General features: G+C 73.1%; 19 protein-coding genes. 9 read left to right on the top strand and 10 right to left on the bottom strand.

All coding sequences use genetic code 11. The features are described 5' to 3' along the window. Window positions 1-44: 44 nt before the first annotated feature. The 3 genes from QEZ54_RS15520 to QEZ54_RS15530 form a co-directional block, all read right to left on the bottom strand. A complete protein-coding gene (locus tag QEZ54_RS15520) occupies window positions 45-869 on the bottom strand; it encodes an SGNH/GDSL hydrolase family protein (protein ID WP_281305294.1) in 825 nt (274 codons plus the stop codon). Between the two features lie 151 nt (window positions 870-1,020). Continuing rightward, window positions 1,021-1,860: an SDR family NAD(P)-dependent oxidoreductase gene (locus QEZ54_RS15525; protein ID WP_281305295.1), complete on the bottom strand. Its 840-nt coding sequence runs from the start codon at window positions 1,858-1,860 to the stop codon at window positions 1,021-1,023. Window positions 1,861-1,951: 91 nt separating this feature from the next. Further along, window positions 1,952-2,917, bottom strand: coding sequence for a LysR family transcriptional regulator (locus tag QEZ54_RS15530; RefSeq protein ID WP_281305296.1), 966 nt, complete (start codon window positions 2,915-2,917; stop codon window positions 1,952-1,954). Between the two features lie 70 nt (window positions 2,918-2,987). Between QEZ54_RS15530 and QEZ54_RS15535 the strand changes: the two genes are divergently transcribed. Further along, window positions 2,988-3,884: a DMT family transporter gene (locus tag QEZ54_RS15535; RefSeq protein WP_281305297.1), complete on the top strand. Its 897-nt coding sequence runs from the start codon at window positions 2,988-2,990 to the stop codon at window positions 3,882-3,884. On the opposite strand, the gene QEZ54_RS15540 is transcribed toward QEZ54_RS15535, so the two are convergent. Continuing rightward, window positions 3,879-4,844: a 2-dehydropantoate 2-reductase gene (locus QEZ54_RS15540; protein ID WP_281305298.1), complete on the bottom strand. Its 966-nt coding sequence runs from the start codon at window positions 4,842-4,844 to the stop codon at window positions 3,879-3,881. The two genes, QEZ54_RS15535 and QEZ54_RS15540, sit on opposite strands and share 6 nt — an antisense overlap. A 50-nt stretch (window positions 4,845-4,894) precedes the next feature. Here QEZ54_RS15540 and QEZ54_RS15545 point away from each other — a divergent pair, with 50 nt between their 5' ends. Then, window positions 4,895-6,859 (top strand): hypothetical protein, encoded by a 1,965-nt coding sequence (locus tag QEZ54_RS15545; RefSeq protein ID WP_281305299.1) that lies wholly within the window; start codon window positions 4,895-4,897, stop codon window positions 6,857-6,859. Between the two features lie 904 nt (window positions 6,860-7,763). Here the strand turns inward: QEZ54_RS15545 and QEZ54_RS15550 are convergent. The 3 genes from QEZ54_RS15550 to trmB all read right to left on the bottom strand — a co-directional run bounded on the left by QEZ54_RS15550 (window position 7,764) and on the right by trmB (window position 9,687). After that, entirely contained in the window at window positions 7,764-8,258 is a 495-nt protein-coding gene (locus QEZ54_RS15550) for a hypothetical protein (protein WP_281305300.1), read from the bottom strand. A gap of 235 nt (window positions 8,259-8,493) precedes the next feature. Then, on the bottom strand, window positions 8,494-8,691 hold the full coding sequence (locus QEZ54_RS15555; RefSeq protein WP_281305301.1) for a hypothetical protein: 198 nt from the start codon (window positions 8,689-8,691) through the stop codon (window positions 8,494-8,496). Window positions 8,692-8,997: 306 nt separating this feature from the next. Then, window positions 8,998-9,687, bottom strand: coding sequence for a tRNA (guanosine(46)-N7)-methyltransferase TrmB (trmB, locus tag QEZ54_RS15560; RefSeq protein ID WP_281305426.1), 690 nt, complete (start codon window positions 9,685-9,687; stop codon window positions 8,998-9,000). Window positions 9,688-10,001: 314 nt separating this feature from the next. On the opposite strand from trmB, the gene valS reads away from it, so the two are divergent. After that, window positions 10,002-12,500: a valine--tRNA ligase gene (gene valS, locus QEZ54_RS15565; protein WP_281305302.1), complete on the top strand. Its 2,499-nt coding sequence runs from the start codon at window positions 10,002-10,004 to the stop codon at window positions 12,498-12,500. A gap of 207 nt (window positions 12,501-12,707) precedes the next feature. Then, the gene (locus tag QEZ54_RS15570; RefSeq protein ID WP_281305303.1) at window positions 12,708-15,101 is read left to right on the top strand and encodes a transglycosylase domain-containing protein; all 2,394 of its coding nucleotides are present in this window, start codon (window positions 12,708-12,710) and stop codon (window positions 15,099-15,101) included. A gap of 95 nt (window positions 15,102-15,196) precedes the next feature. Here QEZ54_RS15570 and QEZ54_RS15575 read toward each other — a convergent pair whose 3' ends face one another. Both QEZ54_RS15575 and QEZ54_RS15580 read right to left on the bottom strand, forming a co-directional pair. Continuing rightward, a complete protein-coding gene (locus QEZ54_RS15575) occupies window positions 15,197-17,308 on the bottom strand; it encodes a glycoside hydrolase family 6 protein (protein ID WP_281305304.1) in 2,112 nt (703 codons plus the stop codon). A gap of 733 nt (window positions 17,309-18,041) precedes the next feature. Further along, complete coding sequence (locus tag QEZ54_RS15580; protein ID WP_281305305.1) at window positions 18,042-18,698, bottom strand: TetR/AcrR family transcriptional regulator; 657 nt, start codon at window positions 18,696-18,698, stop codon at window positions 18,042-18,044. Window positions 18,699-18,855: 157 nt separating this feature from the next. On the opposite strand from QEZ54_RS15580, the gene QEZ54_RS15585 reads away from it, so the two are divergent. Genes QEZ54_RS15585 through QEZ54_RS15595 form a run of 3 tightly spaced genes read left to right on the top strand, consistent with a single transcriptional unit; the run spans window position 18,856 to window position 22,003 of the window. After that, window positions 18,856-20,337, top strand: coding sequence for an NAD(P)/FAD-dependent oxidoreductase (locus QEZ54_RS15585; RefSeq protein ID WP_281305306.1), 1,482 nt, complete (start codon window positions 18,856-18,858; stop codon window positions 20,335-20,337). After that, the gene (locus QEZ54_RS15590) at window positions 20,334-21,221 is read left to right on the top strand and encodes an SDR family oxidoreductase (RefSeq protein WP_281305307.1); all 888 of its coding nucleotides are present in this window, start codon (window positions 20,334-20,336) and stop codon (window positions 21,219-21,221) included. The genes QEZ54_RS15585 and QEZ54_RS15590 overlap by 4 nt, the downstream gene beginning before the upstream one ends. Further along, entirely contained in the window at window positions 21,218-22,003 is a 786-nt protein-coding gene (locus QEZ54_RS15595) for an alpha/beta hydrolase (RefSeq protein ID WP_281305308.1), read from the top strand. The genes QEZ54_RS15590 and QEZ54_RS15595 overlap by 4 nt, the downstream gene beginning before the upstream one ends. A 114-nt stretch (window positions 22,004-22,117) precedes the next feature. On the opposite strand, the gene QEZ54_RS15600 is transcribed toward QEZ54_RS15595, so the two are convergent. Beyond that, window positions 22,118-23,158: a glucose 1-dehydrogenase gene (locus QEZ54_RS15600; protein ID WP_281305309.1), complete on the bottom strand. Its 1,041-nt coding sequence runs from the start codon at window positions 23,156-23,158 to the stop codon at window positions 22,118-22,120. 175 nt (window positions 23,159-23,333) lie between these two features. Between QEZ54_RS15600 and QEZ54_RS15605 the strand changes: the two genes are divergently transcribed. Together QEZ54_RS15605 and QEZ54_RS15610 are read left to right on the top strand one after the other, a co-directional pair. Next, window positions 23,334-25,424, top strand: a complete 2,091-nt coding sequence (locus QEZ54_RS15605) for a prolyl oligopeptidase family serine peptidase (protein ID WP_281305310.1) — start codon at window positions 23,334-23,336, stop codon at window positions 25,422-25,424. Between the two features lie 60 nt (window positions 25,425-25,484). After that, complete coding sequence (locus tag QEZ54_RS15610) at window positions 25,485-26,543, top strand: serine/threonine protein phosphatase (RefSeq protein WP_281305311.1); 1,059 nt, start codon at window positions 25,485-25,487, stop codon at window positions 26,541-26,543. The last annotated feature ends 93 nt before the right edge of the window (window positions 26,544-26,636 follow it).

Raw genomic sequence — 26,636 nt, forward strand, 5'->3', positions numbered from 1 at the left:
TTAACAGTAAAGAGTGTTGTCGATTTTGTTTGTGCCATCCGCGGTCAGAAGCCGAAGCCCGCGGCGTAGGAGGCCTGGGCCAGGACCGTCTGGCCGGCGGTGTTGGGGTGGAAGTAGTCCCAGGTCGAGACCTGCGACAGCACGAACGGGTAGTTGAACACCGCGTTGTCGTCGAAGTCGCAGTTCGGGCCGTACGCGGCGCAGGCCTGGGCGAGCTGGGCGTTGAAGTCGACGACGCGCTGGCGGACCCGGTCGCGGCGGTCGACGTCGGCCTGGGCGGTGGAGGTCGGGTTGGCCAGCAGCGACTGGCAGATGCCGAACAGCGACCAGGTCGAGCGGGCCGAGGAGCTGTCCTTGCCGACCTGCCACAGCCGCTTGACGTCCGGAATGGAGATCAGCGCCACCTTGGCGTTGGGCAGCCCCGACTTGAGCGTGTTCAGCGCCGAGTCGATCGAGGCACGGTACGAGGCGACCGACGTCATCGACGCCTCCGAGCCGGTGCAGGCGTCGTTGGCGCCGATCAGGATCGTCACGTACTGCGCGTTCTGGCTGACCGCCGTGGCCGCCTGGCCGGGCATGTCGGCGGCCTTGGCGCCGCTCTTGGCGTCGTTGTAGTTCTTGCCGCTGATGGTCGGGTTCTTGGCCAGGATGCGCGAGTAGTGGCTGCTGACCGAGGCGTAGCTGCCGGTGCTGAACGACCGGGCGGTGCAGTCGGCGTACCAGCCGCAGGCGTTGAAGCCGCGGGTGATCGAGTCACCCATGCTGGCCATGGAGTTGGGCGGGGTGACGGCGGCGGCGGCCGGGCTGGCCAGCAGCATTACTGCGGCGGCGGCGGCCGCGAGCACGAGGGACGGGCGCGTGAGGCGCATGGGGGCCTGCCTTCCAGGGGGACGGAGAAGACGGGGGCGTACGGTCTCCGGTGCTCAACGCACCAGGAGCGGGTCGGGGTACCGCTACCGCGCGGGCACACGGTTACCGAAGGGTAATATCTCGGTGACCTAGGTCACAAGACGTTCGTCCCTATCGGGCATCCCGATCGGACAGTCCCGCATCGTCCTGATAGCGGACCCGGGCCGCGTCGTCGCGCAGCACCACCTGGTCCGGCACCAGCAGCCGGTACGCCAGGTCGCGCCCGCCCTGCGGCAGCAGCGCCAGCAGCCGCGTCAGCGGGCCCAGCCGCCCCGGCACGAACACCTCGAACCGGGGCCGCCGGATCGCCCCGGCGACGGCACGGGCCACCTCGGCCGGGGTCAGCCGGCGTACCGAGCCATGGCTGGTGCCCACCGCGAGCTCCGTCTCCACCACCGACGGCAGCACCACCGTGACCTGGACCCCGGTGCCGGCCAGCTCCTGCCGGGCGGCCAGGGCGTAGCCGTACACGGCGTGCTTGGTCGCGGCGTAGGTGGCCTCGCCGGGCGGGCTGATCCGGCTCGCGGCCGAGGCGACGGTCAGGATGTGGCCGCGGCCCCGGGCCCGCATGCGCGGCGCGGCGGCGAGGAAGCCGTGCCGCACCCCGTGCACGTTCACGTCGAACTGGCGCCGGGCGGCCGCGTGCGGCTCGGCCGCGAACGGGCCGACCCACATCACGCCCGCGTTGTTGACCAGCACGTCCACCGGGCCGAAGGCCTCCTCGGCCCGGTCCAGGAAGGCGGTGACCGAGGCCGGGTCGGTCACGTCCAGCGGCACGGCGAGCACGTCACCGGGCAGGGCGGCGGCGGTCGCGGCCACGGCCGTGGCGTCGAGGTCGCCGAGCACCACCCGGGCGCCGGCGACGGCCAGCTCGGCGGCGACGGCCGCCCCGATCCCCCGGGCCGCACCGGTCACCGCCACGGTCAGCCCCGAGATCACCTGTCGCGCCATCGCGCCGCTCCCCTGCCCCGCTCGTCTCGCATATACGTTGGCCCATCTCGTCGACTTCGATCTACGTGGATTCGATGCAATAGGCTGACGTCTATTGCTGGCGGCGCGGGGCGAGCTGGAGGCGGGGCGGCGCGAGGTGGTGGACGGTCGCCGGGTGGACGGTCGCCGCGGCGTGCTGGAGGGCGTCGAGGAGGTCGACGGCGATGGGGCGGGTGCGGTGGGTGGCGGTCACCGCGCCCAGGTAGCGGGTCGGGGCGGGACCGGACAGCGGCAGCGCGGTCACCTCCGGCGGGGCCGCGGCCAGCGCGACGAACGGCACCACGCCGATGCCGACCCCGGCGGCGACCAGGGACAGGGCGAAGCCGTAGTCGGTGGCGCGGCAGGAGATCCGGGGCGCGAAACCGGCGATCGCGGCGTACCCGGCGAACATCTCGGCGATGCTCTGGCAGCCCTGCACCCACCGCTGCTCGGCCAGGTCGGCCAGGGCGAGGCGGTCCCGGTCGGCGAACGGGTGGCCCGGGGGCAGCACGACGTACAGCGGGTCGTCGAGCAGCGGGGTCCAGCGCAGACCGGAGCGGTCGCCGGGGCGCACCGGCGGCGGCCCGTCGAAGTGGTACGCCAGGGCCAGATCGGCCTTCCCCTGCCGTACCAGCGCCAGGCTCTGCTCTGGCTCGTGCTCCAGCACCGTGGTCTCCACGCCGGGGTGGGCCTGCGCCAGCCGGGTGAGCGCGGGCGGCAGCAGGCGCTGCCCGCCGCTGATGAACGTGGCCACCGTGAGCTGGTCGGGATTGGCCTCGGCGAGCCGGTCCAGGCGCACCCGGGCGTGGGTCAGCTCGGCCAGCACCACCTCGGCCGACTCCACCAGCACCCGGCCCGCCGGGGTCAGCTCGGTGCCGCGCGCCCCGCGCGCCACCACCGGCGCGCCGACCGAGCGCTCCAGCGCCGCGATGTGCTGCGAGACCGCCGACGGGGTGAGCAGCAGCGCGGTCGCCGCCCGGCTGAAGCTGCCGTGCGCGGCGACCTCCCGCAGGATGCGCAGCCGCTGGACGTCGATCATCAGTATTCCTTAAAGGTCATGAAGCAGTTGACGACTACTGCTTATGTCTGCGAGCTTGCAGGCTGAGCGCATGAAACGTCAAGCCTGGCTGCTGCTGGCCGCGATGTCCGTGCTGTGGGGCATCCCGTACCTGTTCATCAAGTACGCCCTCGTCGACCTGCCCCCGGGCGCGATCGCCTTCGGCCGCGTCGCGATCGCCGTCGCGGTGCTGCTGCCCGTCGCCGTACGGGCGAAGGCGCTGGCCCCGCTGCGCGGCCGCTGGGGCGCGGTCAGCCTGCTCGCCGTCGTGCACGTGGTCGCGCCGCAGCTGCTCATCACGTACGGCGAGCTGCACGTCAGCTCCGGGCTCACCGCGCTGCTGCTGGCCGTGCAGCCGCTGGCCATCGCGGCGCTGGCGCTGCGCGTCGACCCGGCCGAGCGCACCGACCGGCGCAAGCTGCTCGGGCTGCTCGCGGGCCTGCTCGGGGTGGCCGCGGCGGTCGGCTTCGACCTCGGCGGCGGCAGCGGCGCGCAGCTGCTGGGCGCCGGGCTGGTGCTGCTGGCCGGGATCTCGTACGCGCTGGCCACCACCCTGGTCAAGAAGCGGCTGGCCGACGTGCCGTCGCTGGGCGTGGTCACCGGCACCACCGGCATCGCCGCCGCCCTGCTGGCCCCGCTCGCCCTGGTCACCACCCCGGCCCGGCTGCCCGGCGGCGCCGCCGTCGGCGCGGTGCTGGTCCTCGGCCTGCTCAGCACCGCCGCGGCGTTCCTGCTCTACTACCGGCTGATCGCGCTGGCCGGGTCCGGCACCGCCGGGCTGGTCTCCTACACCAGCCCCGCCGTCGCCGTGCTGCTCGGCGTACTGCTGCTCGGCGAGCCGATGCACGCCAGCACCCTGGCCGGGTTCGCCCTCATCCTCGGCGGCTCCTGGCTGGCGACCCGCCCGGCCGCACCCCGCCCGGCCGCGCTGCGGCCCGCCACCTCATGACCGCAGCAGGGCCTCCCACTCGGCCGTCGGCAGCGATGCCGGCGGCCGCCCCTGCCGAGCGAACAGGTTCGCCATCCGCCGGGCGTGCTCGTTGTACGGCGCGGCCACCCCGTGCAACCGCCCCAGCAGCACGATCTCGCCGTTGAGGTAGTCCGCCTCGATGCTGCCGGTCCCCCGGGCCAGGCTCTGCCACGACGAACTGCCGCCCCGGGGCGTGCCCGGGACGTCGTGCCGCCGGATGATGTCGCCGCGGCGCACCCGGTCCTCCTCCGCCGAGGCGTGGTCGATCCCCGCCGCGTCGAGCACCGCGACCGCCTCCGCCCGCAGCAGCTCCCCCAGCTCGGCCGTCCGCTCGTCCCGCACGCACACCGCGTCCAGCGCGTTGGCCAGGTTCACCAGCAGCTTGCGGTACTTCCACCGCATCACGTCCGGACGTACCTCGGACACGAACCCGGCGTCACGCAGCGCCCCCGCGATCTCCCGCGCCGTGCCGTCCGCGCCGTACGGGTAGCGGCCCAGGTCGAGGATGCCCGGGGTCGGCGAGCCGTGCGCCGCCACGACGCCCGGTTCCAGGTGGGTGGCGGGGAACGCGACGCAGATCCCGTACACGTTGGGGAACAGGCGCAGCGCGGCCCGCTCGTTGGCGACGCCGTTCTGCAGGCAGGCGATCGGCGTCGCCAGATCGACCGTCGCCGCCAGCGCGCGCAGCGCCGCCTCGGTGTCGTTGCCTTTCATCGCCAGCAGCACCGCGTCCACCGGATGCGGCACCTCAGCGGGGTCGCTGAAGGCAGCGACCTGAATCGTCCGGCGACCCTCCGGCGTGGCCAGGGTCAACCCATCCCGCTGTATCGCCGCCAGATGGGCCCCCCGGGCCAGCAGCACCGTCTCGTGGCCGGACGCGTGCAGCAGGGCACCGGCGGCACCGCCCACGGCCCCGGCCCCGTACACCAGGAAACGCACGATCACGCAGCCTACTTCACAGACAGTGCCGCAGCGGGCACGATGGCTGCATGCCTGAGGGGGGAAGGCTGGCTCAAGCCCGGCAGCTCGTGTCCCGGCTGGACTTTCCCGCCGCACAGCAGCTGCTGCGCGACGAGCTGGCACGCGCACACGTCGATCCGCACGCGGCCGACGAATCCGAAGCGGACTCCGCCGCGCTGTACGCCGGAGTGATGCTGCAGCTCAACGAGCCGCACACGGCCCGCACCTGGGCCGCGTACGCGCACACCGCCGCGCGGCTCCAGCACGGCGAGTTCGACCGGCGCACCCTGCACGCGCTGGGGCTGCTCGCCCTCGCCCAGCACCGCACCGGGGCGCTCCGCCGCGCCGGGCTGCTCTACACGCAGCTCGTCGAGGACCTGACCCGGGTCGAAGGGCACCGCGGCGACCGGACCCTGGCCGCCCGCGCCGACGCGGCCGTGGTCGACCACGCCCGGGGCCACTGCGAGCAGGCCCGCGACCAGCTCAGCGACGTCGTCGCCGCGTACGAGCACCGGCACGGCGCCGGGCATCCGATCGCCGTGCGGATGCTGGTCCGGCTGGCCGGAATGTGGCGCGACTGCGGCGACTTCGACCAGGCGCACCGGCTGCTGACGCAGGCGCGTGAGCACACCGCCGGGCTGGCCGCCGCGGACGACCTGCACCGGCTGCTCCATGCGGCGACCCGGGCCCCGGCCGATCCGTACCACCACTGTGGCGTCGACCCCACCGCCGGACCCGACGACGAGGATCCACCGCCGCCGTCCGGCTCCGCGTACGCCGCCGCACCCGAGCCGCCGAGCGCCTGGCCGCCACCCCGGTCCCCGGAACCCGACGCCTGGCCCGCCACCGGCGACCCGGACGCCGCGCCCAGCCCCGCTGAGCCCGACGCCTGGCCCACCGGACCCGACTCCAGGCATGCCACCGAGCCCGGCTCCTGGCCGCTGTCCCGGACCGGCGAACCCGAGCCCTGGTACCACGCCTCCGCGCCAGCCGACCGACCTCACTACACCGACACGGAGGGCTGGACCGAAACCCCGCACCAGCCCTACCCCGACGAGCGGGGAACACACGGTTGGACGGCCGCCGAAGCGCCACCGCGGCCGCACTCGGACGAGCGCGGCACACACGACTGGACCGCCGCCGAAACGCCACCGCAGCCACCGATGGCTGCCGCGCCGCACGTGGGCCGGGTCTCCGCCGACTACTGGCCCGACGACGAGATATTCGAGCCCGAACCCGCCCCAGGAACCGGCCGTTCGGCCTCGGGCCGGGGCTCCCGGCCGTCACCGCGCCCTGGGCCGACCGCCGCGGCGGCGCCGGTGCTCACCGCCTTCGGCACGCAGGCCGCGCCTGTCACACCCGACCGGTATCCGGCCGCACCACCGGTCACCGACCGGCCCGAGTCCTCCGCCCGGCACCCGTTCCCCGACCAGCCGGCGTTCCCCGGTCAGCGGGTGTCCGCCGGTCAGCCGGTGCTTCCCGAGCGGCGGGTGTTCCCCGGTCAGCCGATGCTTCCCGACCGGCGCCCGGGTCGCGATGACGTCAGCCGCGATGATCCGGGCCGCGCCGGAACCGGCGGCCCCCGCCGACGGGGGCGCCTCGCCGCCGCGCTGGCCGTGGCGGCGGCGCTGGTGGCCATCGCCGCCGTCGTCGCCACCCTGGTCCTGGTCAACGGCTCCGAGAAACCGGCCGCGACGTCGTCACCCGGCCCGGTCGGCCCCTCCGCGCTGCCCGCCGTGTACGGGCTGACGCTGCATGACGAAGGGCGACAGGTTCAGCTGTCGTGGACCTACCCCGCGAACGTGGCCGCTCCGCTGATCGTGTCGGTCGCGTTCGCGGGGCAGCCGATGCGACCGCTGCAGTCGCTGCCGGCGGGCACGGAGACGTTCACTGTGCCCGGATTGGAGCCGAACCGCGACTACTGCCTGACCATCACCCTCGCGTACGCTGCCGACCGGATGGTGATGGCCCCGGCCGTCTGCACCGAACGCTGACCGGCCACCCACCGACGTCACCCGCGAGCACCCGGCCGACGCACGAACCCATCGGTATCGGCTCCTGATGGACGAGGACGGCGCAGCCCGCCGGGGATGGCTGAAGATCGCTGTTTTCGGGCGATGTCCCCGTTCCGCACCCGGCGTGTTGCCCCACGAATCGACCGAGAACGCCGATCATGACCTGGAGCACACTGATGATCGTCGTGTGCGGTGAAAAGTGCGCTCTGAAGCGCGCGGACTGACACCATATACCGATCATCCCCGTCTGATCACGAGTATCCGGCGCGGAACGCCGATCTTTACCAAGGATCCGCACTGCCGACGGACAGGGCGCGGGAGCTAGCGACCTGGCCCCTAGTCGGCCCGAGCTGACCTGACCTGAGCGGGCCTGGAATGGCTCGAGCTGACCCCGGATCGCCAGGAGGCGCCCTCAACGGCCGATCATGGAGCCTGATCCGCCGCTTGATCGACGGTTGCGGACACAACGCGGCGTCGCACCGAAGGTTGTGACCTACTACGGCGATCTTGACGGCTGCTCACCCCGCAGGAATCCGACCGCTCGCCGCCGCAGGAAGCCGAGCTGCGCGCCATGCAGGAGCCCGACCTCACGCCGACGAGAAGGGCGCAGCTGCTCACCCCGCAGGAAGCCGATCTCGCGCCGACAGTGCAAGGCGTAGCCGCTCCTGGCGGAGGAAAGCGAGGCGGTGGCCGCCGGGCTGGTGCCCGGCGGCGGTGCGGTGGGAGCGGGGCGGGGGCGGTTGCGATCCGGTCTGGGTTCGTTGAGGTTCGACCGGTGCAGGTTGCGGATTCATACCGGTGCAGGTTGCCGACTACTGCCGGTGCAGGTTGCCGACTACTGCCGGTGCGGGGTTGCGGACTGCGAGAGGCGGCTGGTGGGGGTTCAGGTGGGGTCGTGGGGGGAGTTGGCGGCGCGGGCGGTCAGTTGGCGCAGCCAGAGGCTTTCGCGTTGGCGGCGGTGCATGGTCGCGAGCAGCGCCTGCGGGAGGGGGCCGTGCCGCAGTTGCTGGGCCACGAGCCCGGCCAGGGTCATCACCGGCATGTCGTAGGCGCTGTCGGCGGCGAACAGCAGCAGATCGCGCACCAGGTCCGGCGGGAGCTCCGGCGGCAGCAGCGGGCACAGCGCGCCGAGGACGGCGTCGGTGTGCCAGCCGCCGTCGGTTCCCCGGTGTGCCAGCAGGGCTCGCACCAGGGCGATCAGTGTCGGCGGTGGGAGGGTCGCGGCCATGCCGGGCAGGCTGGACGCGCCCGCGCTGTCGGCCATGCCGCCGCCGCGGCGCAGACTGACCAGTTCGGACGCGGCCTCGGCCAGGTCGTGGGCGGCGATGTGCGCCTCGATGCGCGCCAGGCGCTGCGCATAGGTGGCCTGGGCGGTCATCGGGGCGCCGCCCCTGCCGGCCCGTCCACAGTGGTCGGTGTCGTCATGTCGGCGGATTGTAGGCACCACCCCCGACATCCCCGCCGACCCGACCCCGCGCCCCTCCCCATCCCTCGTGCAGTTTCGGGGAAACTGCACGAACAGCGCCCGAGATTCCCGCACTTTCCCCGAAACTGCACGAACGCCCCGCCGGCGCGAAGCGGGCGGGGCGTTACGGGACGGGCGCGAACGGGGGTCAGCCCGCGCGGCGGTTGGCCCAGAGTCGGGGGCCGCCGCCCTGGGTCTTCTTCGGGATGAAGGCCTGCTTGCCCTGGGCCTGCTGCTGGCCCTGGCCCTTGCCCTTGGCCCGGCGCTCGGCCCGGTTCATGGGCTGGGGCTCCTCGGTCTCGGCGGGCTCGGGCGCGTCGGACGGCGAGCTGTGATCTTCACGCATGGTGTCTCCTGTGGATGCGGGTACGCCGACGGCTGCCATGGTGGGCAGCGGACGTGCAATGTCGGGTCAGGACGAGCCCTGCGGTCACGGCTGCCCCGTACGGGGTCGGCCGCGAGGCTCGAAGCGGCGCCGGTCGGCGCGCGTCGGGTGCGCGGGCGCTGTCGGGGGTCATCGGCGGGCCGCCGCGCGGGCGGGCCGTCCGGACGAGCCGATGGCGCGTTGGATCACGCTCACATGTACATGGCCAGGAGCCTAGCAGGCCGCACGATGATCGCGCACCCGCGCGCGGGGCGTGCCGGACGGGGTTCAGCCGCGCCGGTAGAGCAGGTCGAAGATCTGCCGACCGGCGGCGATGCCGCGCTGCTCGAACTTGGTCAGCGGCCGGTGGGCGGGGCGCGGTGCGAAGCCGTCGTACAGGTTGACCAGGCCCTCGTCGGCGTCGAGCACCTCGGCCATCTGCTCGGCGTAGTCGGCCCAGTCGGTGGCGCAGTGCAGCACGCCGCCGACGGCCAGCCGCGAGCGCAGCAGGGCGACGGTGTCGGGCTGGATCAGGCGCCGCTTGTGGTGGCGGGCCTTGGGCCACGGGTCGGGGAAGTAGACGTGCACGGCGTCGAGGCTGCCCTCGGCGAGCATGTGCCGGACCAGGTGCAGCGCGTCGCCCTGGGCGACCCGCACGTTGGGCAGGTCCTGCGCCTCGGCGACGGCCAGCAGGTTGCCCAGGCCGGGCGGGAAGACCTCGACGGCCAGGTAGTCGCGGGCGGGGTCGGCGGCGGCCATGGCGGCGGTGGCGTCGCCCATCCCGGAGCCGATCTCCAGTACGAGCGGAGCCCGCCGCCCGTACAGCGCGGCCTGGTCGATGGGGGTCCACGGTTCGGTGATGTCGACGCCGTAGCGCGGCCACAGCCGGGTCAGCGCGTCCTCGTGCCGCCCGCTCACCCGCCCGCGGCGCGGGTAGAAGGTGGTGATGCGGGTCAGGTGGCGGCCGTCGGGCAGCACACCGGCCGGATCGGCGGCGTCGGCCACGGCGGAGTCGAGGTCAGCGGAGGTCACAAGACAGTCAGGATACCAGCGCGACGCGCGGCCTCCATGATCATGGGTGCGCGGGCGGCGGCGCACCGGTACCATCGTGGGCAACGCCGACCGATGCCGAAGGAGGAGCCATGACCCGCGCGCTCCCCGCATCGACGCTGTCGGTAGTACGCGTAGCCGAACCGGGCCGCGCGTAATCCTTCGATCACCGCGCCCGACGCGCGCGGTGGTCACCCAACCTCTCTCTCGCGTACGGGCGCCATACCCACCGAGGTGAGGTCATGAGCCTTCCGGAGAAGCCCTCGATCGACGGGCTGGCCGCCAAGTGGTCCCAGCGCTGGGACGCCGACCAGCTGTACCGCTTCGACCGCGCGGCGCCGCGCGAGCGCGTGTTCGCCATCGACACCCCGCCCCCGACGGCCAGCGGCGCGCTGCACGTGGGGCACGTGTTCTCGTACACCCAGACCGACGTGCTGGCCCGGTTCCAGCGCATGCGCGGGCGCGAGGTGTTCTACCCGATGGGGTGGGACGACAACGGCCTGCCGACCGAGCGCCGGGTGCAGCACCGGTTCGGGGTGCGCTGCGACCCGTCGCTGCCGTACGACCCGGACTTCACGCCGCCGGAGCAGCCCGGTCGGGAGCAGGTGCCGGTGTCGCGGCGCAACTTCACCGAGCTGTGCGCCCGGCAGACCGAGCTGGACGAGCGCGCCTTCGAGGAGCTGTTCCGGCTGGTGGGGCTGTCGGTGGACTGGTCGCTGCTGTACACGACGATCGGCGCGCGGGCGCGGGCGGTGTCGCAGCGGGCGTTCCTGCGGGCGCTGGCGCGCGGGGAGGCGTACCAGGCGCAGGCGCCGACGCTGTGGGACACCACGTTCCGTACCGCGGTGGCGCAGGCGGAGACGGAGGACCGGGAGCGGCCGGGGGCGTACCACCGGATCGCCTTCCACCCCGACGGCGCCGCCGCCGAACCGATCATCGTGGCGACCACGCGGCCGGAGCTGCTGCCCGCGTGCGTGGCGCTGGTCGCGCACCCGGACGACGCCCGCTACGCGCCGCTGTTCGGCACGAGCGTGCGCACGCCCGGCTTCGGCGCCCGGGTGCCGGTGCTGGCGCATCCCCTGGCCGACCCGGCCAAGGGCACCGGCATCGCGATGATCTGCACGTTCGGCGACGCCGCCGACGTGATCTGGTGGCGCGAGCTGGACCTGCCGACGCGGCCGGTGCTGGGCTTCGACGGGCGGCTGCTGGCCGAGGCCCCGGCGCACCTGGACGAGAGCGGCCGGGCGGCGTACGCGCGGCTGGCCGGGCTGACCCCCGCCGCGGCCCGCGAGCAGGTGGCGGTGCTGCTGCGCGAGACCGGCGAGCTACTGGGCACCCCGGAGCCGATCAGGCATCCGGTGAAGTTCTACGAGCGCGGCGAGAAGCCGCTGGAGATCGTGCCGACCCGCCAGTGGTACGTGCGCAACGGCGGCCGCGACCCTGAGCTGCGTACGGCGCTGCTGGCCCGGGGGCGGGAGCTGAACTGGCAGCCCGCGCACATGCGCAGCCGCTACGACCACTGGGTGCAGGGCCTGGCCGGGGACTGGCTGATCAGCCGCCAGCGCTTCTTCGGGGTGCCGATCCCGGTGTGGTACCCGCTGGACGCCGACGGGCAGCCCGACCACGGCCGCCCGATCACCCCCGCCGAGGACGTGCTGCCGATCGACCCCAGCTCGGACACCCCGCCCGGGTACAGCGCCGACCAGCGCGACGTGCCGGGCGGCTTCACCGGCGACCCGGACGTGATGGACACCTGGGCGACGTCCTCGCTCACCCCGCAGATCGCGGGCGGCTGGGGCGCCGACGACGACCTGTTCGCGCGGGTGTTTCCGATGGATCTGCGGCCGCAGGCGCACGAGATCATCCGTACCTGGCTGTTCGCGACGGTGCTGCGCGGCCACGCCGAGCACGGCGCGCTGCCGTGGCGTACGGCCGCGATCGCGGGGTGGATCCTGGACCCCGACCGCAAGAAGATGTCGAAGTCCGTGGGGAACGTGGTGACCCCGGTGGGGCTGCTGCACGAGTACGGCTCCGACGCCGTGCGCTACTGGGCCGCCGCTGCCCGCCCCGGCGCCGACACCGCGTTCGACACCGGGCAGATGCGGATCGGCCGCCGCCTCGCGACCAAGATCCTCAACGCCACCCGGTTCGTGCTCGGCCTGGGCGAACCCGCACCCGGAGCCGCGATCACCGAGCCGCTGGACCGAGCCCTGCTGGCCGCGCTGCGCCCGGTGCTCGCCGAGGCCACCACGGCCCTGGAGCAGTACGACCAGGGCCGCGCCCTGGCCGCCGCCGAGCGCTTCTTCTGGACGTTCTGCGACGACTACCTGGAGCTGGTGAAGGCGCGCGCCTACGGCGAGCACGGCGCAGCCGCCGCCGACTCGGCCCGGCTGGCCCTGCGTACCGCCCTGTCGGTGCTGCTGCGGCTGCTGGCCCCGGTGCTGCCGTTCGTGACCGAGGAGGCCTGGTCGTGGTGGCACGGCGCGAGCATCCACCGCGCCCCGTGGCCCACCCCCGACGAACTCGGCCCCGGGGGCGACCCGGCGGTGCTGGCCGCGGCCATCGAGGCGATCGAGGCGGTGCGCCGCGCCAAGTCCGAGGCGAAGCTGTCGATGCGTACCCCCGTGTCGGTGCTGACCTTGCCCGACGGCGCCCCGCACGACGCCATCGAGGCCGACCTGCGCGCCGCCGGCGTGATCCACACGATCACCCGCGGTCCCCGCCTCGCCGTCACGCTCTGAGGTAAGGAAGGGTCCCTTCTTATCGCATTCCGTAGTAGAAGGGTCCCTTCCTAACAGCGGTCGCCGACGGACGACATGGGCTTGGGCTGGGAAGAGTCCGAGTTGGGTGCTAAATGCAAAAAATGCGATGTGCACCACATATGCCAGGCGAACCGGAGCGGACGGGGCAGTCTTGATCAGCCCCGTCCCTCCCCCGAAGGTGCTCTCATGTCGCGAAAACCCCTGGCCAAGCGACTTACCAAGATCGCCGTGGTCACCGTCGCGGTGGGTGCCGTGCTGGCCGTCGCCGCCACCCCCGCGGTCGCGCTGGCCGACTGGGCCATCGAGCAGACCGCGCCCTCGTACGAGTCGCTGCCGCAGGTGCTGCGCGAGCCCGCCACCGCCCAGGCCAGCTACCTGTACGCCAACGACGGCAAGACCGTGATCACCACGTTCTACGACCAGAACCGCCGCGACGTGCCCCTGGACCAGGTGGCCCCGGCGATGCGCGACGCGGTCGTGGCCGCCGAGGACACCCGCTTCTTCACCCACCACGGCGTGGACGTGCGCGGTGTGCTGCGCGCGGTGGTCGCCAACGGCGCCAGCGGCGGCGTCGAGCAAGGCGCCTCGACGCTGACCATGCAGTACGTCCGCAACGTGCTCAAGAACGACCCGGGGCTGACCCCCGAGGAGCGCGAGTCCGCCACCGAGCAGACCGCGTCCCGCAAGATCCGCGAGGCGCGGTACGCGCTGTCGCTGGAGCAGAAGCTCTCCAAGAACGAGATCCTGGAGCGCTACCTCAACATCGCCTACTTCGGCGCGGGCGCGTACGGCGTCGACGCCGCCGCGCACACCTACTTCTCCAAGAACGCCGCCGACCTGACCCTGGGCGAGGCGTCCCTGCTGGCGGGCCTGCTGCAGGCCCCCGAGGCGGACAACCCGCTGACCAAGGGCCTGGACGGCGCCGTGGCCCGCCGCGAGTACGTGCTGGCCGCGATGGTCGGCACCGGCTCGATCAGCCGGCAGCAGGCCGACGCGGCGCAGGCCACCGCGCCGGTGCTCAAGCGCGGCTCCTCCCCCAACGACTGCGTCGCCTCGAAGAACGAGTGGGGCTTCTTCTGCGACTACTTCCGCACCTGGTGGAAGTCGCAGCCCGCGTTCGGCGACACGCCCGAGGCCCGGGTGCAGGCGCTGAAGCTGGGCGGATACCGCATCGTCACCACGCTCGACCCCGCCATCGCCACCGAGGCGCAGCGGCAGGCCGTCAAGGTGTACGGGTACACCAGCAAGCGCGCCCTGCCGATGGCCGTGGTCGAGCCCGGCACCGGCCGGGTGCTCGCGATGGCCGTCAACCGGCACTACAACCCGGTCGACAAGCCCGGCAACACGGTCAACCAGCTGATCGCCGGGGCCGACACCGCGCACGGCTACCAGGCCGGCTCGACGTTCAAGATGTTCACCATGCTGGCGGCGCTGGAGCAGGGCAAGACCCTGGACACCAGCTTCGACTCGCCCAGCCGCCTGGTCACCCGCTGGCCGGACTCGGGTGAGACCACCAGCTGCGACGGCTTCTGGTGCCCCAAGAACGCCAGCCCGAGCTTCATGGACGGCAGGCGCAACATGTGGACCGGCTTCGGCCGGTCGGTGAACACGTACTTCGTGTGGCTGGAGGAGCAGGTCGGGGCCGACCGGGCGGTCGAGATGGCGCAGCGGCTGGGCATCCAGTTCCGCGACTCCGGCGACGCCGACCGGGCCCGCAGCAGCGCGGCCAGCTGGGGCTCGTTCACCCTGGGCGTCTCGCTGACCACCCCGCTGGACCTGGCCAACGCATACGCCACCCTGGCCGCCGACGGGAAGTACTGCACGCCGGTGCCGGTGCGCTCGGTGACCACCGCCGCCGGGGCGGAGCTGGACGTGGCGCGGCCCGACTGCCGCCAGGTGATCACCGACGACGTGGCGCGGGCCGCCACCGACGCGGCCCGCTGCCCGGTGGGCCAGCAGAGCGCGTACCACGGCTGCGACGGCGGCACGGCCACGGCGGTCTCGCAGCTGCTGGGCGGGCGCCCGGTCGCGGGCAAGACCGGCAGCTCCACCGACAACATGACCGAGACGTTCGTGGCGTACACGCCGCAGCTGGCCGCCGCGGCGATCGCCGCCAACCCGGACAGCCCGCTGGACAAGGTCGGCGCGGCGGTGCTGCCGCAGGTCTACCGGGCCGTGGCCGCCACCCTGGCCACCGGCTCCGGGCCGCTGGAGGTCAAGCAGTTCGTGGCGCCGACCCGGACGCTGGTCGTCGCCGACCACCGCGACCGCGGCGACGAACCCGGCCTCGAACCGGTGCCGGCCTCGCCGTCGCCGAGCGCGGTGCCCTCGCCGAGCCCCGACGAGCACTCCGACGACCGGAGCGACGGCAAGAAGGATCACGGCAAGAACGAGGACAAGAACGAGGACAAGCCGAGCGGCGGCAAGGACGACAAGCCCAAGCCCGCCAAGCCGACGCCGAAGCCCTCGGCCAAGCCGACCGCCAAGCCCACGCCCAAGCCGACGCCGTCGGCGGAGCCGAGCCCTTCGGACACCGAGAATTCGCCCAGCCCGCGGCCGAGCCGCAGCCGGCGCCACTGATCCATCGGGTACGACGAAAGGCCCCCTCCCCCGCGCGAGCGGAAGAGGGGGCCTTCGTTCACCTGTCAGTGGCTTCCCACCGCCAAGTCAGTGAATCAGGACAGCGGCGGGTAGGCGTTCGCCATCAGCTGCTGGAACTGAGCCGAGAACCACTGCCCCGAGATCGGGGCGTTGGGCAGCGAGCCGGTCATGCTGTTGCCGTTGCGCTCGTTACCGGTGTAGGTCGGGTCGCACATCCGGTCGAAGCCCTTGCCCTCGTTGTTCGGGATCAGGCTGCTGGAACCGTCGGACTCGCCCGGGGGCTTCACCCACACGTACGCGTCGATACCGGTGGCCGGGGCGGCCTTCGGACGCTCGCCCATGCCGGCGCCGGCCTGGTTGCACCAGTTACCGGCGTGGATGCGGCGGTCGATGCGGGACTGGTTGACGAACGTGTCCACGTTGGTCGAGGTCGACGGGGCCGTGGGCCGGGTCGTCTGGATCGACTGGCACGGGGTCTGCACGCAGTTGCCCCAGCCGTTGCGCGAGGTGTCGATCAGCATGCCGATGTTCGAGTTGAAGCCGGCCGAGACCAGCTGACCGCGGAACGCCTGCGCGAAGGTGAGCTCGTCGACGTAGAAGTTCCAGTCGACCCACTTGGCCTGGCGGACCGAGGTGCCGTTCACCGAGGTGTTGATGGTGAAGTACGGCTCGGTCAGGGCCGAGTAGTTGGCGGTGTTGGTGATGAAGCCGTGGACGTAGTTGACGTTGCTGCCCTCGGCGGTCGCCGCCTCCTTCAGCTTGGTGGCGGTGGGGCCGAAGTTGGTGTCCCAGCCGATCCAGCCGTGGTGGGCGGAGTCGATGTAGTTGTAGGTGTTGGCGATCGGGCCGAGCTTGGACAGCGCGTAGCCGATGCCCTTGACGTAGCCGCCGTTCTGGTTCATGGTCGAGCACTTCGCCACGTTCAGGTTCGTCACCAGGTTCGGGATCGAGTCGATCTCGATGATGTTGACGATCCGCAGCGCCGAGTACTTCGAGTCGGCCTGGATCGCGGCGATCGGGTCGATGTACTCCGTCTTGTAGCGGGGCAGCTCGTCGACGCCCAGCTCACCGTTGGAGGCCAGCGCCGAGCAGTCACGGCCGGGCAGGTCGTAGATCACGAACATGACCGTCAGCGGGGTGGCGCCGTTGGCGGCGTCCTGCGCCACAGCGGCGTCCAGGTGCGCCCGCAGGCCCATGCTGGTCGAGCTGCCGGCGATCGCGGCGATCCGGTCCAGCCACACGGCGGTGGAGGTGTTGGCGACGCGGCTGCCGCCGGGCTCCGCGGTGGCCTTGGCCTTCCACTCCGGGTTCACGTAACCGGTCGAGCCGGAGTACGGGTTGTCGACCTTGCCGATCGAGTCGTTGTCGGACTCGGTCACGGCCAGCGTGGCGCTGGTGTAACCGGAGGACGACGCGGTGATCGTCGCGGTGCCGTTGGTCTGGTCGGCGTCCTCGGCCGCGGCGACTGCCACGGACACGCCGGCGACGGCGTTGGACGGGGTCAGCGTGACCGACGCAGGCGCGGAGATGTCGCTGTCACCGGTACGGGCCAGCGCCACCGTCACGTTCGAGGTGGGGGCCGAGCTCAGCTTGACCGTGACCGCGCTGCTCGCACCCTCGGCGACGACCGTCGAGGTCGGCGAGAAGATGATCTGCTTGGTGCCGCCGCTCGGGCTCGGGCTGGCGCTGGGGCTCGCGCTGGCGCTCGGGCTCGGCGGGGTGCTCGGCGACGGGCTGGTGGTGGTGCCGCCCGTGCAGGTGACGCCGTTCAGGGTGAACGAGGTCGGCTTCGGGTTGCTGCCGGTCCACTTGCCGTTGAAGCCGAGGCTGGTCGAGGCGCCGGTCGCCAGGTTCTTGTTCCAGTCCAGCGCCACCGCGGTGACGTTGGCGCCGGAGGCCGACCAGGTCGCCGACCAGCCCTGGGTGAACGTCTGACCGCCCGGGAAGGCGAACTTCAGCGTCCAGTTGGTGATCGCGTCACCGGTGTTCTTGACGACGACCGTGCCGGTGAAGCCACCCTGGTTGGTGCCCTCGGTCCAGTCGTTCGTGGTGTACGTGATGTCGCAACCGGGCGCGGCGTGCGCCAGGGTCGCGGGGAGGGTGACGAGGCTGGCGACCACGAGGGCGCCCGCACCGGTCAGCGCGGCTACCTTGCGCCTTCCGGCAAGCCTGATCGGGAACTTCATTGCCATCTCCTTGGGCAGGTCCCGCGATCCCGGACGAGATCGCGGTAGCGCTCCCACGGACGGCCGGGAGGATGGCCGCACACGAGAGCACGGGATGGATCAGATGTGCCCGGCCCGGCCGGGCGTTGCTAGGTGACGCACGCGACCGCATCACGGTCCGTGCCACCGCCGTCCCGATGAGACATCGGGCTGCCCTCGGCGATGAGTTCGCGTGTTCGGCTCCCCACGAACGGGCTTCATACTCGCACAGGAAACATGGCCGACACAACACTGTCCGTCGATTTCCACGGCACTCGAGCAAAAAGCCTTGACCAGCAGTGGTCGCGCTCCCATGGACCCCGTTTCCGGGCACCCAAAAGCGACGAATGCCGCCCTGCGGTAGCCCCCGGCGGCACCGCCTCGCGCGCCGGAACGCTGCCGCATCAGGGCGAGAGGACGCCCGTCAGGGTCGCGCAGAAGGACATCCACAGCTCGGTCACCCCGTCGCGATGCGCCACGTGCGGCTCGTCCACGGACGACACACCGGCCGCCGGCAGGCGCGCGCCCGGCCTCGGCGTCGTCGACGGTGGAGCCGGCCGGCCCAGATCGAGCGGGTGTCCGTCCCCGCCCGAAATTGACGCTGGCCTATCTAGAAGACGGATTTCCAAGATTCGTCTCCTGGATAGGCCAGCGTCGATAAAAGGCGGGCGGCTGGGCCGCGAGCGGGGCGATCCGAGGCGCGGCGGTGGAAGTTTCAGAGGCGGAAGCCGGGGGCGGCGGTGGAGGTTTCAGGGCGGAAGCTGAGGACTGCCGCGATGAGGCGGACCACGTCGGCGTGCAGGGCCGCGAACCGGCCGTCGCGGCCGTCGTCCAGCTCCGCCACGGGGGCGTACGGGTCGATCGCGTGCAGCAGCAGCTCGTTGATGCCGCCCACGATCGCCAGCGCCTGCGCCGGGGCCAGCGGCTCCAGCCGCGGATCGTACTGCCGGCCGATCTCGACCATGTCGACCAGCGTCTGCGCGAACCCCTGCAGCGTGCGCTGCCGCAGCATGAACGCGCGCTGCCCGGCGGCCTGCACCTCGATCAGCATGGTCCGGGTGAACGACGGCATCGTCTCCAGCGCGCCGAGGTAGGCCGCCGCGCCGTCGCTGATGCGCTGGGGCCACGGCTGGTCGCCGCTGGCCGCCGCCCGGATGATCAGCATCAGCCGGTCGCAGACGTGCTCGTAGAGCGCCATCAGGCACTCTTCCTTGTCGGTGAAGTGCTCGTAGAAGGTGCGTTTGGACACCCTGGCCAGCGCGACGACGTCGGCGATGGTGGTGGCGGAGTACCCCTTCTCGGATACACAGGTCGCGAGCGCGCCGGTGAGGTCGCGACGGATGGTCTCGGCCGTTCTCGTGGGTGCGGCCACGGCTCCTCCGGAGGTGCTGGAACGGTTGCCGACTGTACCGGGGCGATGCTGCCGCCCATCCCCTTCCGCGCTCTGTTACCTGGTGGTAATTTCGGCGGCGACGGTGGTACTGGCTGGTACCAACGGCTGAGCCAGACTTCGAGAGAGGGGGTGAGCCGTGGACGGCAGCGCCACCCATACCGCGATCGCGCTGGTGGGGGCCGGGTTCGGCGGGCTCGGGGCGGCGATCCGGCTGCGCCGCGCGGGGTACCGCGACTTCCTGGTGTTCGACCGGGGCGCCGACGTCGGCGGCACCTGGCGCGACAACACGTACCCCGGCTGCGCCTGCGACGTGCCGTCGCACCTGTACTCGCTGTCGTTCGCGCCCAACCCCGACTGGTCGCGCAGCTTCTCGCCGCAGCCGGAGATCTGGGCGTACCTGCGGCGGGTCGCCGACGAGCACGGGGTGCGCCCGCACCTGCGGCTGGCGCACGAGGTGCACTCGGCGGCGTGGGACGCCGAGCGGCGGGTGTGGCGGCTGGCGACCTCGCACGGGGCGTACACGGCGGATGTGCTGGTGGCCGCCGGCGGGCCGCTCACCGAGCCCAGCGTCCCCGACCTGCCCGGCCTGGCCGGCTTCCAGGGCGAGCTGTTCCACTCCGCGCGCTGGCGCCACGACCTGGACCTGACCGGGCGGCGGGTCGCCGTGGTCGGCACCGGCGCCTCGGCGATCCAGTTCGTGCCGCGGATCGCGCCCGAGGTGGCCCACCTGACGCTGCTGCAGCGCACCCCGGCCTGGGTGCTGCCGCGCCGCGACCGGCCCATCACCGCGCTCGAACGCGCCCTGTTCCGGCACGTGCCCGGCGCGCAGCGGCTGGCCCGCGCCGCGGTCTACTGGGCCCGCGAGGCGCAGGGCACCGCCTTCCTGCGGCCCGCGCTGATGCGGTTCGGGCAGGCGATGGCCCGCCGCCACCTGCGCCGCGCCGTCGCGGACCCGGTGCTGCGCGCCAAGCTCACCCCGCGCTACACCATGGGCTGCAAGCGGGTGCTGCTCTCCGACGACTACTACCCGGCGCTGACCCGCGACAACGTCGAGGTGGTGACCGAGGCGGTCACGCGGGTCACCCCGAGCGGCGTGGTCACCGCCGACGGGCGCGAGCACCCGGTCGACACGATCATCTTCGGTACCGGCTTCCACGTCACCAACCTGCCGCTGGCCCGTACGGTCCGGGGCGCCGACGGCCGCACCCTGGCCGAGCACTGGGGCGGCAGCATGTACGCCTACCGCGGCCTCACCGTCAGCGGCTTCCCGAACCTGTTCCTGCTGCTGGGCCCGAACACCGGCCTGGGCCACAACTCGGTCGTCTTCATGATCGAGGCGCAGCTGGACTACCTGCTCGGCGCGCTGCGCCACCTCGACCGCACCGGCGTGCCGATCGAGCCGACCGAGCGGGCGCAGCGGGAGTACAACGCGGCGCTGGACCGGCGCATGCGCGGGACCGTGTGGACCACCGGCGGCTGCCGCAGCTGGTACCTGGACGGCAGCGGTCGCAACTCCACCCTGTGGCCGGGCTACACCTGGTCGTACTGGCTGCGCACCCGCCGGTTCGACGCCGGGGCGTACCGGGCGGTCGGCGCGACCGCGGGCGGTGGCCGATGAGCGGGCCGCTGGCGGGCCGGACCGTGCTCATCACCGGGGCCGCCCGGGGCATCGGGGCGCACACGGCCAGGCTGGCCGCCGCCCGCGGGGCCCGGCTGGCCCTGGTCGGGCTGGAGCCCGCGCTGCTGCGCGAGCTCGCCGCCGAGCTGACCGGCGGCGGGTACGAGGCGGCCTGGTACGAGGCGGACGTGACCGACTCGGCCGCGCTGGCCGGGGCGGTCGCCGGCACGCTGGCGCGGTTCGGGCGCATCGACGCCGTGGTCGCCAACGCCGGGGTGGCCAGCTTCGGCACGGTCGCCACCGGCGACATCGAGGCGCTGGCCCGTACCGTGCAGGTGAACCTGATCGGGGTGATGCGCACGGTCGCCGCGACGGCGGCGCCGGTGATCGCCGCGCGCGGGCACTACCTGCTGGTGTCGTCGACGGCGGCGTTCGCGGCGCTGCCGGGGCTGGCCGCGTACTGCGCCGCCAAGGCGGGGGTGGAGCACTTCGGCAACGCGCTGCGGCTGGAGCTGGCCCACCACGGGGTCACCGTCGGCACCGCGCATCCGGGGTGGATCGACACCGACCTGGTCCGCGACGCCCGCGACGACCTGCCGTCGTTCCGGGCCGCGCTGGGGCGGATGCCGTGGCCGGTCGGGTCGATCACCTCGGTGGAGCGGTGCGCGCGGGCGTTCGTGCGCGGACTGGAGCGGCGACGGCGGCGGGTGTACGTGCCGCGCTCGATCGCGGCGGTGCAGGCGCTGCGTACGGTGCTCAACAGTCGGCTGGGCGGGGCCGCCGTCACCCGGCACTCGGGCGAGCTTGTGCCCCGGATGGAGGCCGAGGTCGCCGCGCTGGGGCGGGCGTTCGGGGCGCACAGCGCGGAGGAGGGCCGACGGTGAGGATCGCGTACGAGCGCCGGGGCAGCGGCAGCCCGCTGGTGCTGGTCCACGGCATCGGCCACCACTGGCGCGCCTGGGAGCCGGTGCTGGACCCGCTGGCCGCCGTACATGAGGTGATCGCGATCGACCTGCCCGGCTTCGGTCGCTCGCCCGTCCCCGACGGCGGCATGCCCGACGGCATGGCCCCGCTGGTGGCGCTGATCGCGAAGTGGCTGCGCCGGGAGGGCCTGAACCGGCCGCACGTGGCGGGCAACAGCCTCGGCGGCTCGATCGCGCTGGAGCTGGCCGCCGCCGGGCTGGCGGCGTCGGCCACCGCGTTCGCCCCGGCCGGCTTCTGGCAGCCCTGGCAGCGCCGGTACGCCCTGACCGTGCTGCACACCCTGCGCGCCGGGACGATGCTGCCGCCGACGCTGGTACGCGCGCACCTCAGCGCCCGGCCCGGCCGCAGCCTGGCCTTCGGCATGCTGATGCACCGCCCCGGCCGGCTGACCGCCGAACGGGCCACCGCCGACGCCCTGGCGATGCGCGACGGCGCGGGCTTCCGCGCCGTGGCCCGCTCCGCCCCCGGCTACCAGTACCGGGGCGAGCCCACCTGCCCGGTCACCATCGCCTGGGGCGACCGCGACCGCATCCTGCTCCCCCGGCAGGCCACCACCGCCCGCCACCGCCTCCCCACAGCCACCCACCTCACCCTCCCCCGCTGCGGCCACGTCCCCATGTCCGACAACCCCACCCTGGTAACCCGCACCATCCTGTCCACCACCACCGCCCCACCCCGTTGATCATGAACCTATGGCACGGTTCGACGGCGTGTCGCATGCACGGCTTCCTGATCAACTCGCCCGCGATGGCGAGCGCCCCGCGAGACGGCGGTTAAGAAGGGGCCCTTCCTTCGTTCAGAAGGTGAGGGTGACTTTGATGTCGTCGGGGCGGTGGGTGAGGGCGTCGCGCCAGTCGGTGAGGGGGACGCGGCGGGTGATCAGCGACGAGAGCCAGTCGTGGTCGGCCGCGGCCAGGGCGGCCGCGGCGGCCTCCCAGTGGCGCAGGTTGGCGTTGACCGAACCGAAGGTGACGTTGTTCTCCAGCACCACCTCCTTGTTCAGCTCCGCCACGTCCAGGCTCAGCGGGCGGCCGCCGCTGGACACCCCGGCCAGGCAGACGACGCCGTTCGGCCCCACCTGGCTGATCACGTTGGCGATGACCACGGGCGCGCCGGTGCACTCCAGCGCGATGTCCGGCTCGAACGGCAGGGCGCACACCGAGCCGGTGTGGTACGTGCCGCCGAGCCGCCGTACCAGATCGGGCTTCGGTCCGCTCTCGGCCCGGTCGAGCACGTGCACGTCCAGCCCGCGCTGGCTGCCGAGCAGCGCGGCGAGCAGCCCGATCGGACCGGCGCCGGTGACCAGGACCGACTCCGGCGCCCAGGCCGCGCGGGCGCCGATGCGCTCGATGTGCTCCCATGCCTTGGCCACCACGCTGGCCGGTTCGAGCAGCACGCCCACCTCGGCCAGGGACTCGTCCAGGCCGACGGCGAAGTCCGGTTCGGTACGCCAGCGTTCGCGGGCGAAACCGTGCCGCTGCTTGATCCCGCACTCGACGTAGCGGCCGTTGCGGCACATGTCCCACTCGCCGGCCGCGCAGTTGCGGCACGGCTGCGGGTCGGGGCGCCGGACGATGCCCGCGACCAGGTCGCCGGGCTGCCAGCGGCCGGAGTCGTCGGACAGCACCCGGCCCAGCGACTCGTGCCCGAGGACGAGGCGGCCGTCGGGGCCGGGCGCCTCGCCGTACTCCCCGGCGATGATCTCGCGGTCGGTGCCGCAGATGCCCACGGCCAGTGCCCTTACCAGGACCTGGCCCTCAGCCGGGTCAGGCTCGGGCAGGTCGTCGACGAGCTGGGCCGAGTCCGCCTGTCCTGCCTCGACGATGAGTCCACGCATAGGTCTGAATCTAAGGGCCGCACGCGGGCCCCGCGCGCTGATCGCCCATTCGCCCCGGGACCGGACCACCGTTCGCGCACGCGCTGAGCCACCGTTCGCGCACGCGCTGAGCCACCGTTCGCACACGCGAAATGGGCACGCGAGACCGTGGCATCTGTCGGGCAGACTTGACGTTATGTCCACCCCCACGACACCCTCCGTCAATCCGCCCCCCGCGCCGCGGCTTGACCTGGTCGAACAGCTGCACGGTCGGTCGGTCGCCGATCCGTACCGGTGGCTGGAGGATCCGGCGGACCCCCGCACCCAGGCCTGGTCGGCCGGGCAGGACGAGCTGCTCGCCGCCGCGCGGTCCGGCTGGCCCGACCGGGACACGCTGCGCGAGCGGCTGGCGCAGCTGCTGGCCGTCGGCGCCGTGACGGCCCCTCGCTGGTACGGCGAACGAGGCTTCTTCCTGCGCCGCACCGCCGCGCAGGACCACGCCGTGCTGCACGTGATCGAGCCCGACGGCACCGAACGCGTGCTCATCGACCCCGGCGCGCTGGACCCGTCCGGCGCCACCACCCTGGACTGGTTCTACCCGTCCTGGGAGGGCACCCTGCTGGCGTACGCGCTGAGCGTCGGCGGCACCGAGGAGCCGCAGCTGCGCGTGCTCGACGTCGCCACCGGCGAGGTCGTCGACGGGCCGATCGGCCGGATGCGGCACACCCACATCGCCTGGCTGCCCGGCGGCTCGGCGTTCTACTACTCGCGCTTCCTGGCGCCGGGCTCGGTGCCCGGCGACGACCCGAAACTGCACCGCCGGGTGTACCTGCACCGCCTGGGCACCGACCCGGACACCGACGCGCTGATCCTCGGCGACGGATCGCCGCGCGGACGCTACTTCTACCCCAGCGTCTCCCCCGACGGCCGCTGGCTGTGGGTGCAGGAGAACCAGGGCACCGACCCGCGCAACGACGTGTGGATCGCCGACCTGGCCGCCTGCCCCGCCGACGCGCCGGACCTGCGGCCGCTGCAGGTCGGCGTCGACGCGCTGACCTTCCCGTACTTCCACGGCGACCGGGTCTACCTGCGTACCAACCGCGACGCCCCGCGCTGGCGGCTGTGCACCACCGACCCGGCGCACCTGGACTACGCGCACTGGACCGACCTGGTCGGCCAGGATCCGGACGCGGTGCTCAACGGGTACGAGATCCTCGACGGCGACTCGCTGGACCAGCCGGTCCTGCTCGTCAACACCACCCGGCACGCCATCGACGAGCTGACCGTGCACGACCTGGAGACCGGGGTCGAACTGTCCAAGGTCGCCCTGCCGGGCCTGGGCAGCATCGGCCCGCTGAGCGCCCGCCCGGACCCGGCCGACCAGGCCTGGTTCAGCTACAGCGACTACGCCAGCCCCGGCACGGTCTACCGGTTCGACGCCCGGGACTCGTCGGTGTCCCGGTGGGCCGGTCCGCCCGGGGCGCCGTGCGCGCCCCAGCTGACCACCACGCAGGTCACCTACACCTCGGCCGACGGCACCGACGTGCACATGTTCGTGGTGTCGGCGCCCGGCCGCGCGGCCGGACCCCGCCCGACCGTCCTGTACGGCTACGGCGGCTTCAACATCTCGCTCGCCCCGTGGTACTCGCCCAACGCCATCGCCTGGATCGAGGCGGGCGGCGTCTGGGCGGTGGCCAACCTGCGCGGCGGCGGCGAGGAGGGCGAGGCGTGGCACCGGGCGGGCATGCTCGCGCACAAGCAGAACGTCTTCGACGACTTCCACGCCGCCGCCGACTGGCTGGTCGACAACGGGATCACCACCCCGGAGCAGCTGGCGATCTTCGGCGGCTCCAACGGCGGCCTGCTGGTCGGGGCGGCGCTGACCCAGCGGCCCGACCGGTACGCGGCGGTCGTCTGCTCGGCGCCGCTGCTGGACATGGTCCGCTACGAGCTGTTCGGGCTGGGATCCACCTGGGCCGGGGAGTACGGCAGCGCCACCGTGCCCGAGCAGCTGGACTGGCTGCTGGCGTACTCGCCGTACCACAACGTGCGCGAGGGCACCGCCTATCCGGCGGTGCTGTTCACGGTGTTCGACAGCGACACCCGGGTCGATCCGCTGCACGCGCGCAAGTTCGCCGCCGCGCTCCAGCACGCGAGCACCGGCGCGCCGGTGCTGCTGCGGCGCGAGGGCGACGTCGGACACGGCAGCGCGTCGATCTCCCGAACCATCGACCTGTACGCCGACCAGCTGTCCTTCCTCGCCGCGCACACCCGCGCGCACGGTTGACGCCGGTTCCGGCCGGTCACGGGGCGACCCGCGACCGGCCGGACCCCTAGGCTGAGCGGCGTGCTCGACACCCTCGACCGGTCGCTGCCGGCCCGGCTGGCCCGGCACGCGGCCGCCTCCACCTTGGCGGCGCTGCTCAGCGACGCCCGGCTGACCCGGCTGCTGGCGGAGACCCCACTGCTCGGCAAGGGCATCGGCGGCGTGCACACGGTGCTCGACCTCGACGGGACAGCCGTCTTCGCCAAGCGGATCCCGCTGACCGACCTGGAACGGCGGCATACGCGCAGCACCGCCAACCTCTTCGACCTGCCGCTGTCCTGCCAGTACGGCGTAGCCGGGCCGGGGTTCGGGGTGTGGCGGGAGGTCGCCGCGCACGAGCTGGCCAACGGCCACATGCTGGGCGGGCGGGGCGGCACGGTCCCGCTGCTGCACCACTGGCGGGTGCTGGACGGGCGGCCGCCGCAGACCACCCCCGAGGAGCACGCCGACCCCGAGCGGACGGTGGCGTACTGGGGCGGCTCGGACGCGGTCCGGCAGCGGCTCGCGGCGGTGGCCGGTTCGACCGCGAGCGTGGTGCTGCTGCTGGAGCACCTGCCGTGGAACCTGGCCGACTGGCTGGACGAGCGGGTGGCCGCCGGTGCCGCCGAGGCGGCGTACGCGATGGTCGAGCGGGAGCTGCTGCTCCGGGTGCCGCTGCTCGGCGGCGAGCTGATCCACTTCGACCACCACTTCCGCAACGTGCTCACCGACGGGCGGCACCTCTACTTCGGCGACCTCGGGCTGGCCACCTCACCCCGGTTCGAGCTGCCGGCCGCCGAGCGGGAGTTCCTGGCCGCCCACCGCGACCACGACCTGGGCTACGCGGTGATGCAGCTGGTCAACAGCGTGGTCAAGGCGGTGAGCCCGCTGGAGACCTGGCCCGAGCGCTTCGACCTGGTACGCCGCAGCGCCGCCGGACTCCCCTGCCCCGAGCTGCCCGGCTGGGCGCAGGCGCTGGTCCGGCGGCACGCACCGGCCGCCGCGGTCATGAACGACTTCTACTGGCCGCTGCACACCGAGCCCCGCGCGCACGCGACCCCGTTCCCCACCGCCCAGCTCGACCTGTCCTTAAGCCGCTAGCACCATTACCACCGGCACGCGGCGCCCGAAGATCGCCGTTCGCGGCCAGCGGGCCGGGTCGGAGTCCAGGAAACGACCTGAATCCGCGATCGA

The sequence above is a fragment of the Catellatospora sp. KI3 genome (assembly GCF_029948125.1).
Lineage (GTDB): Bacteria > Actinomycetota > Actinomycetes > Mycobacteriales > Micromonosporaceae > Catellatospora.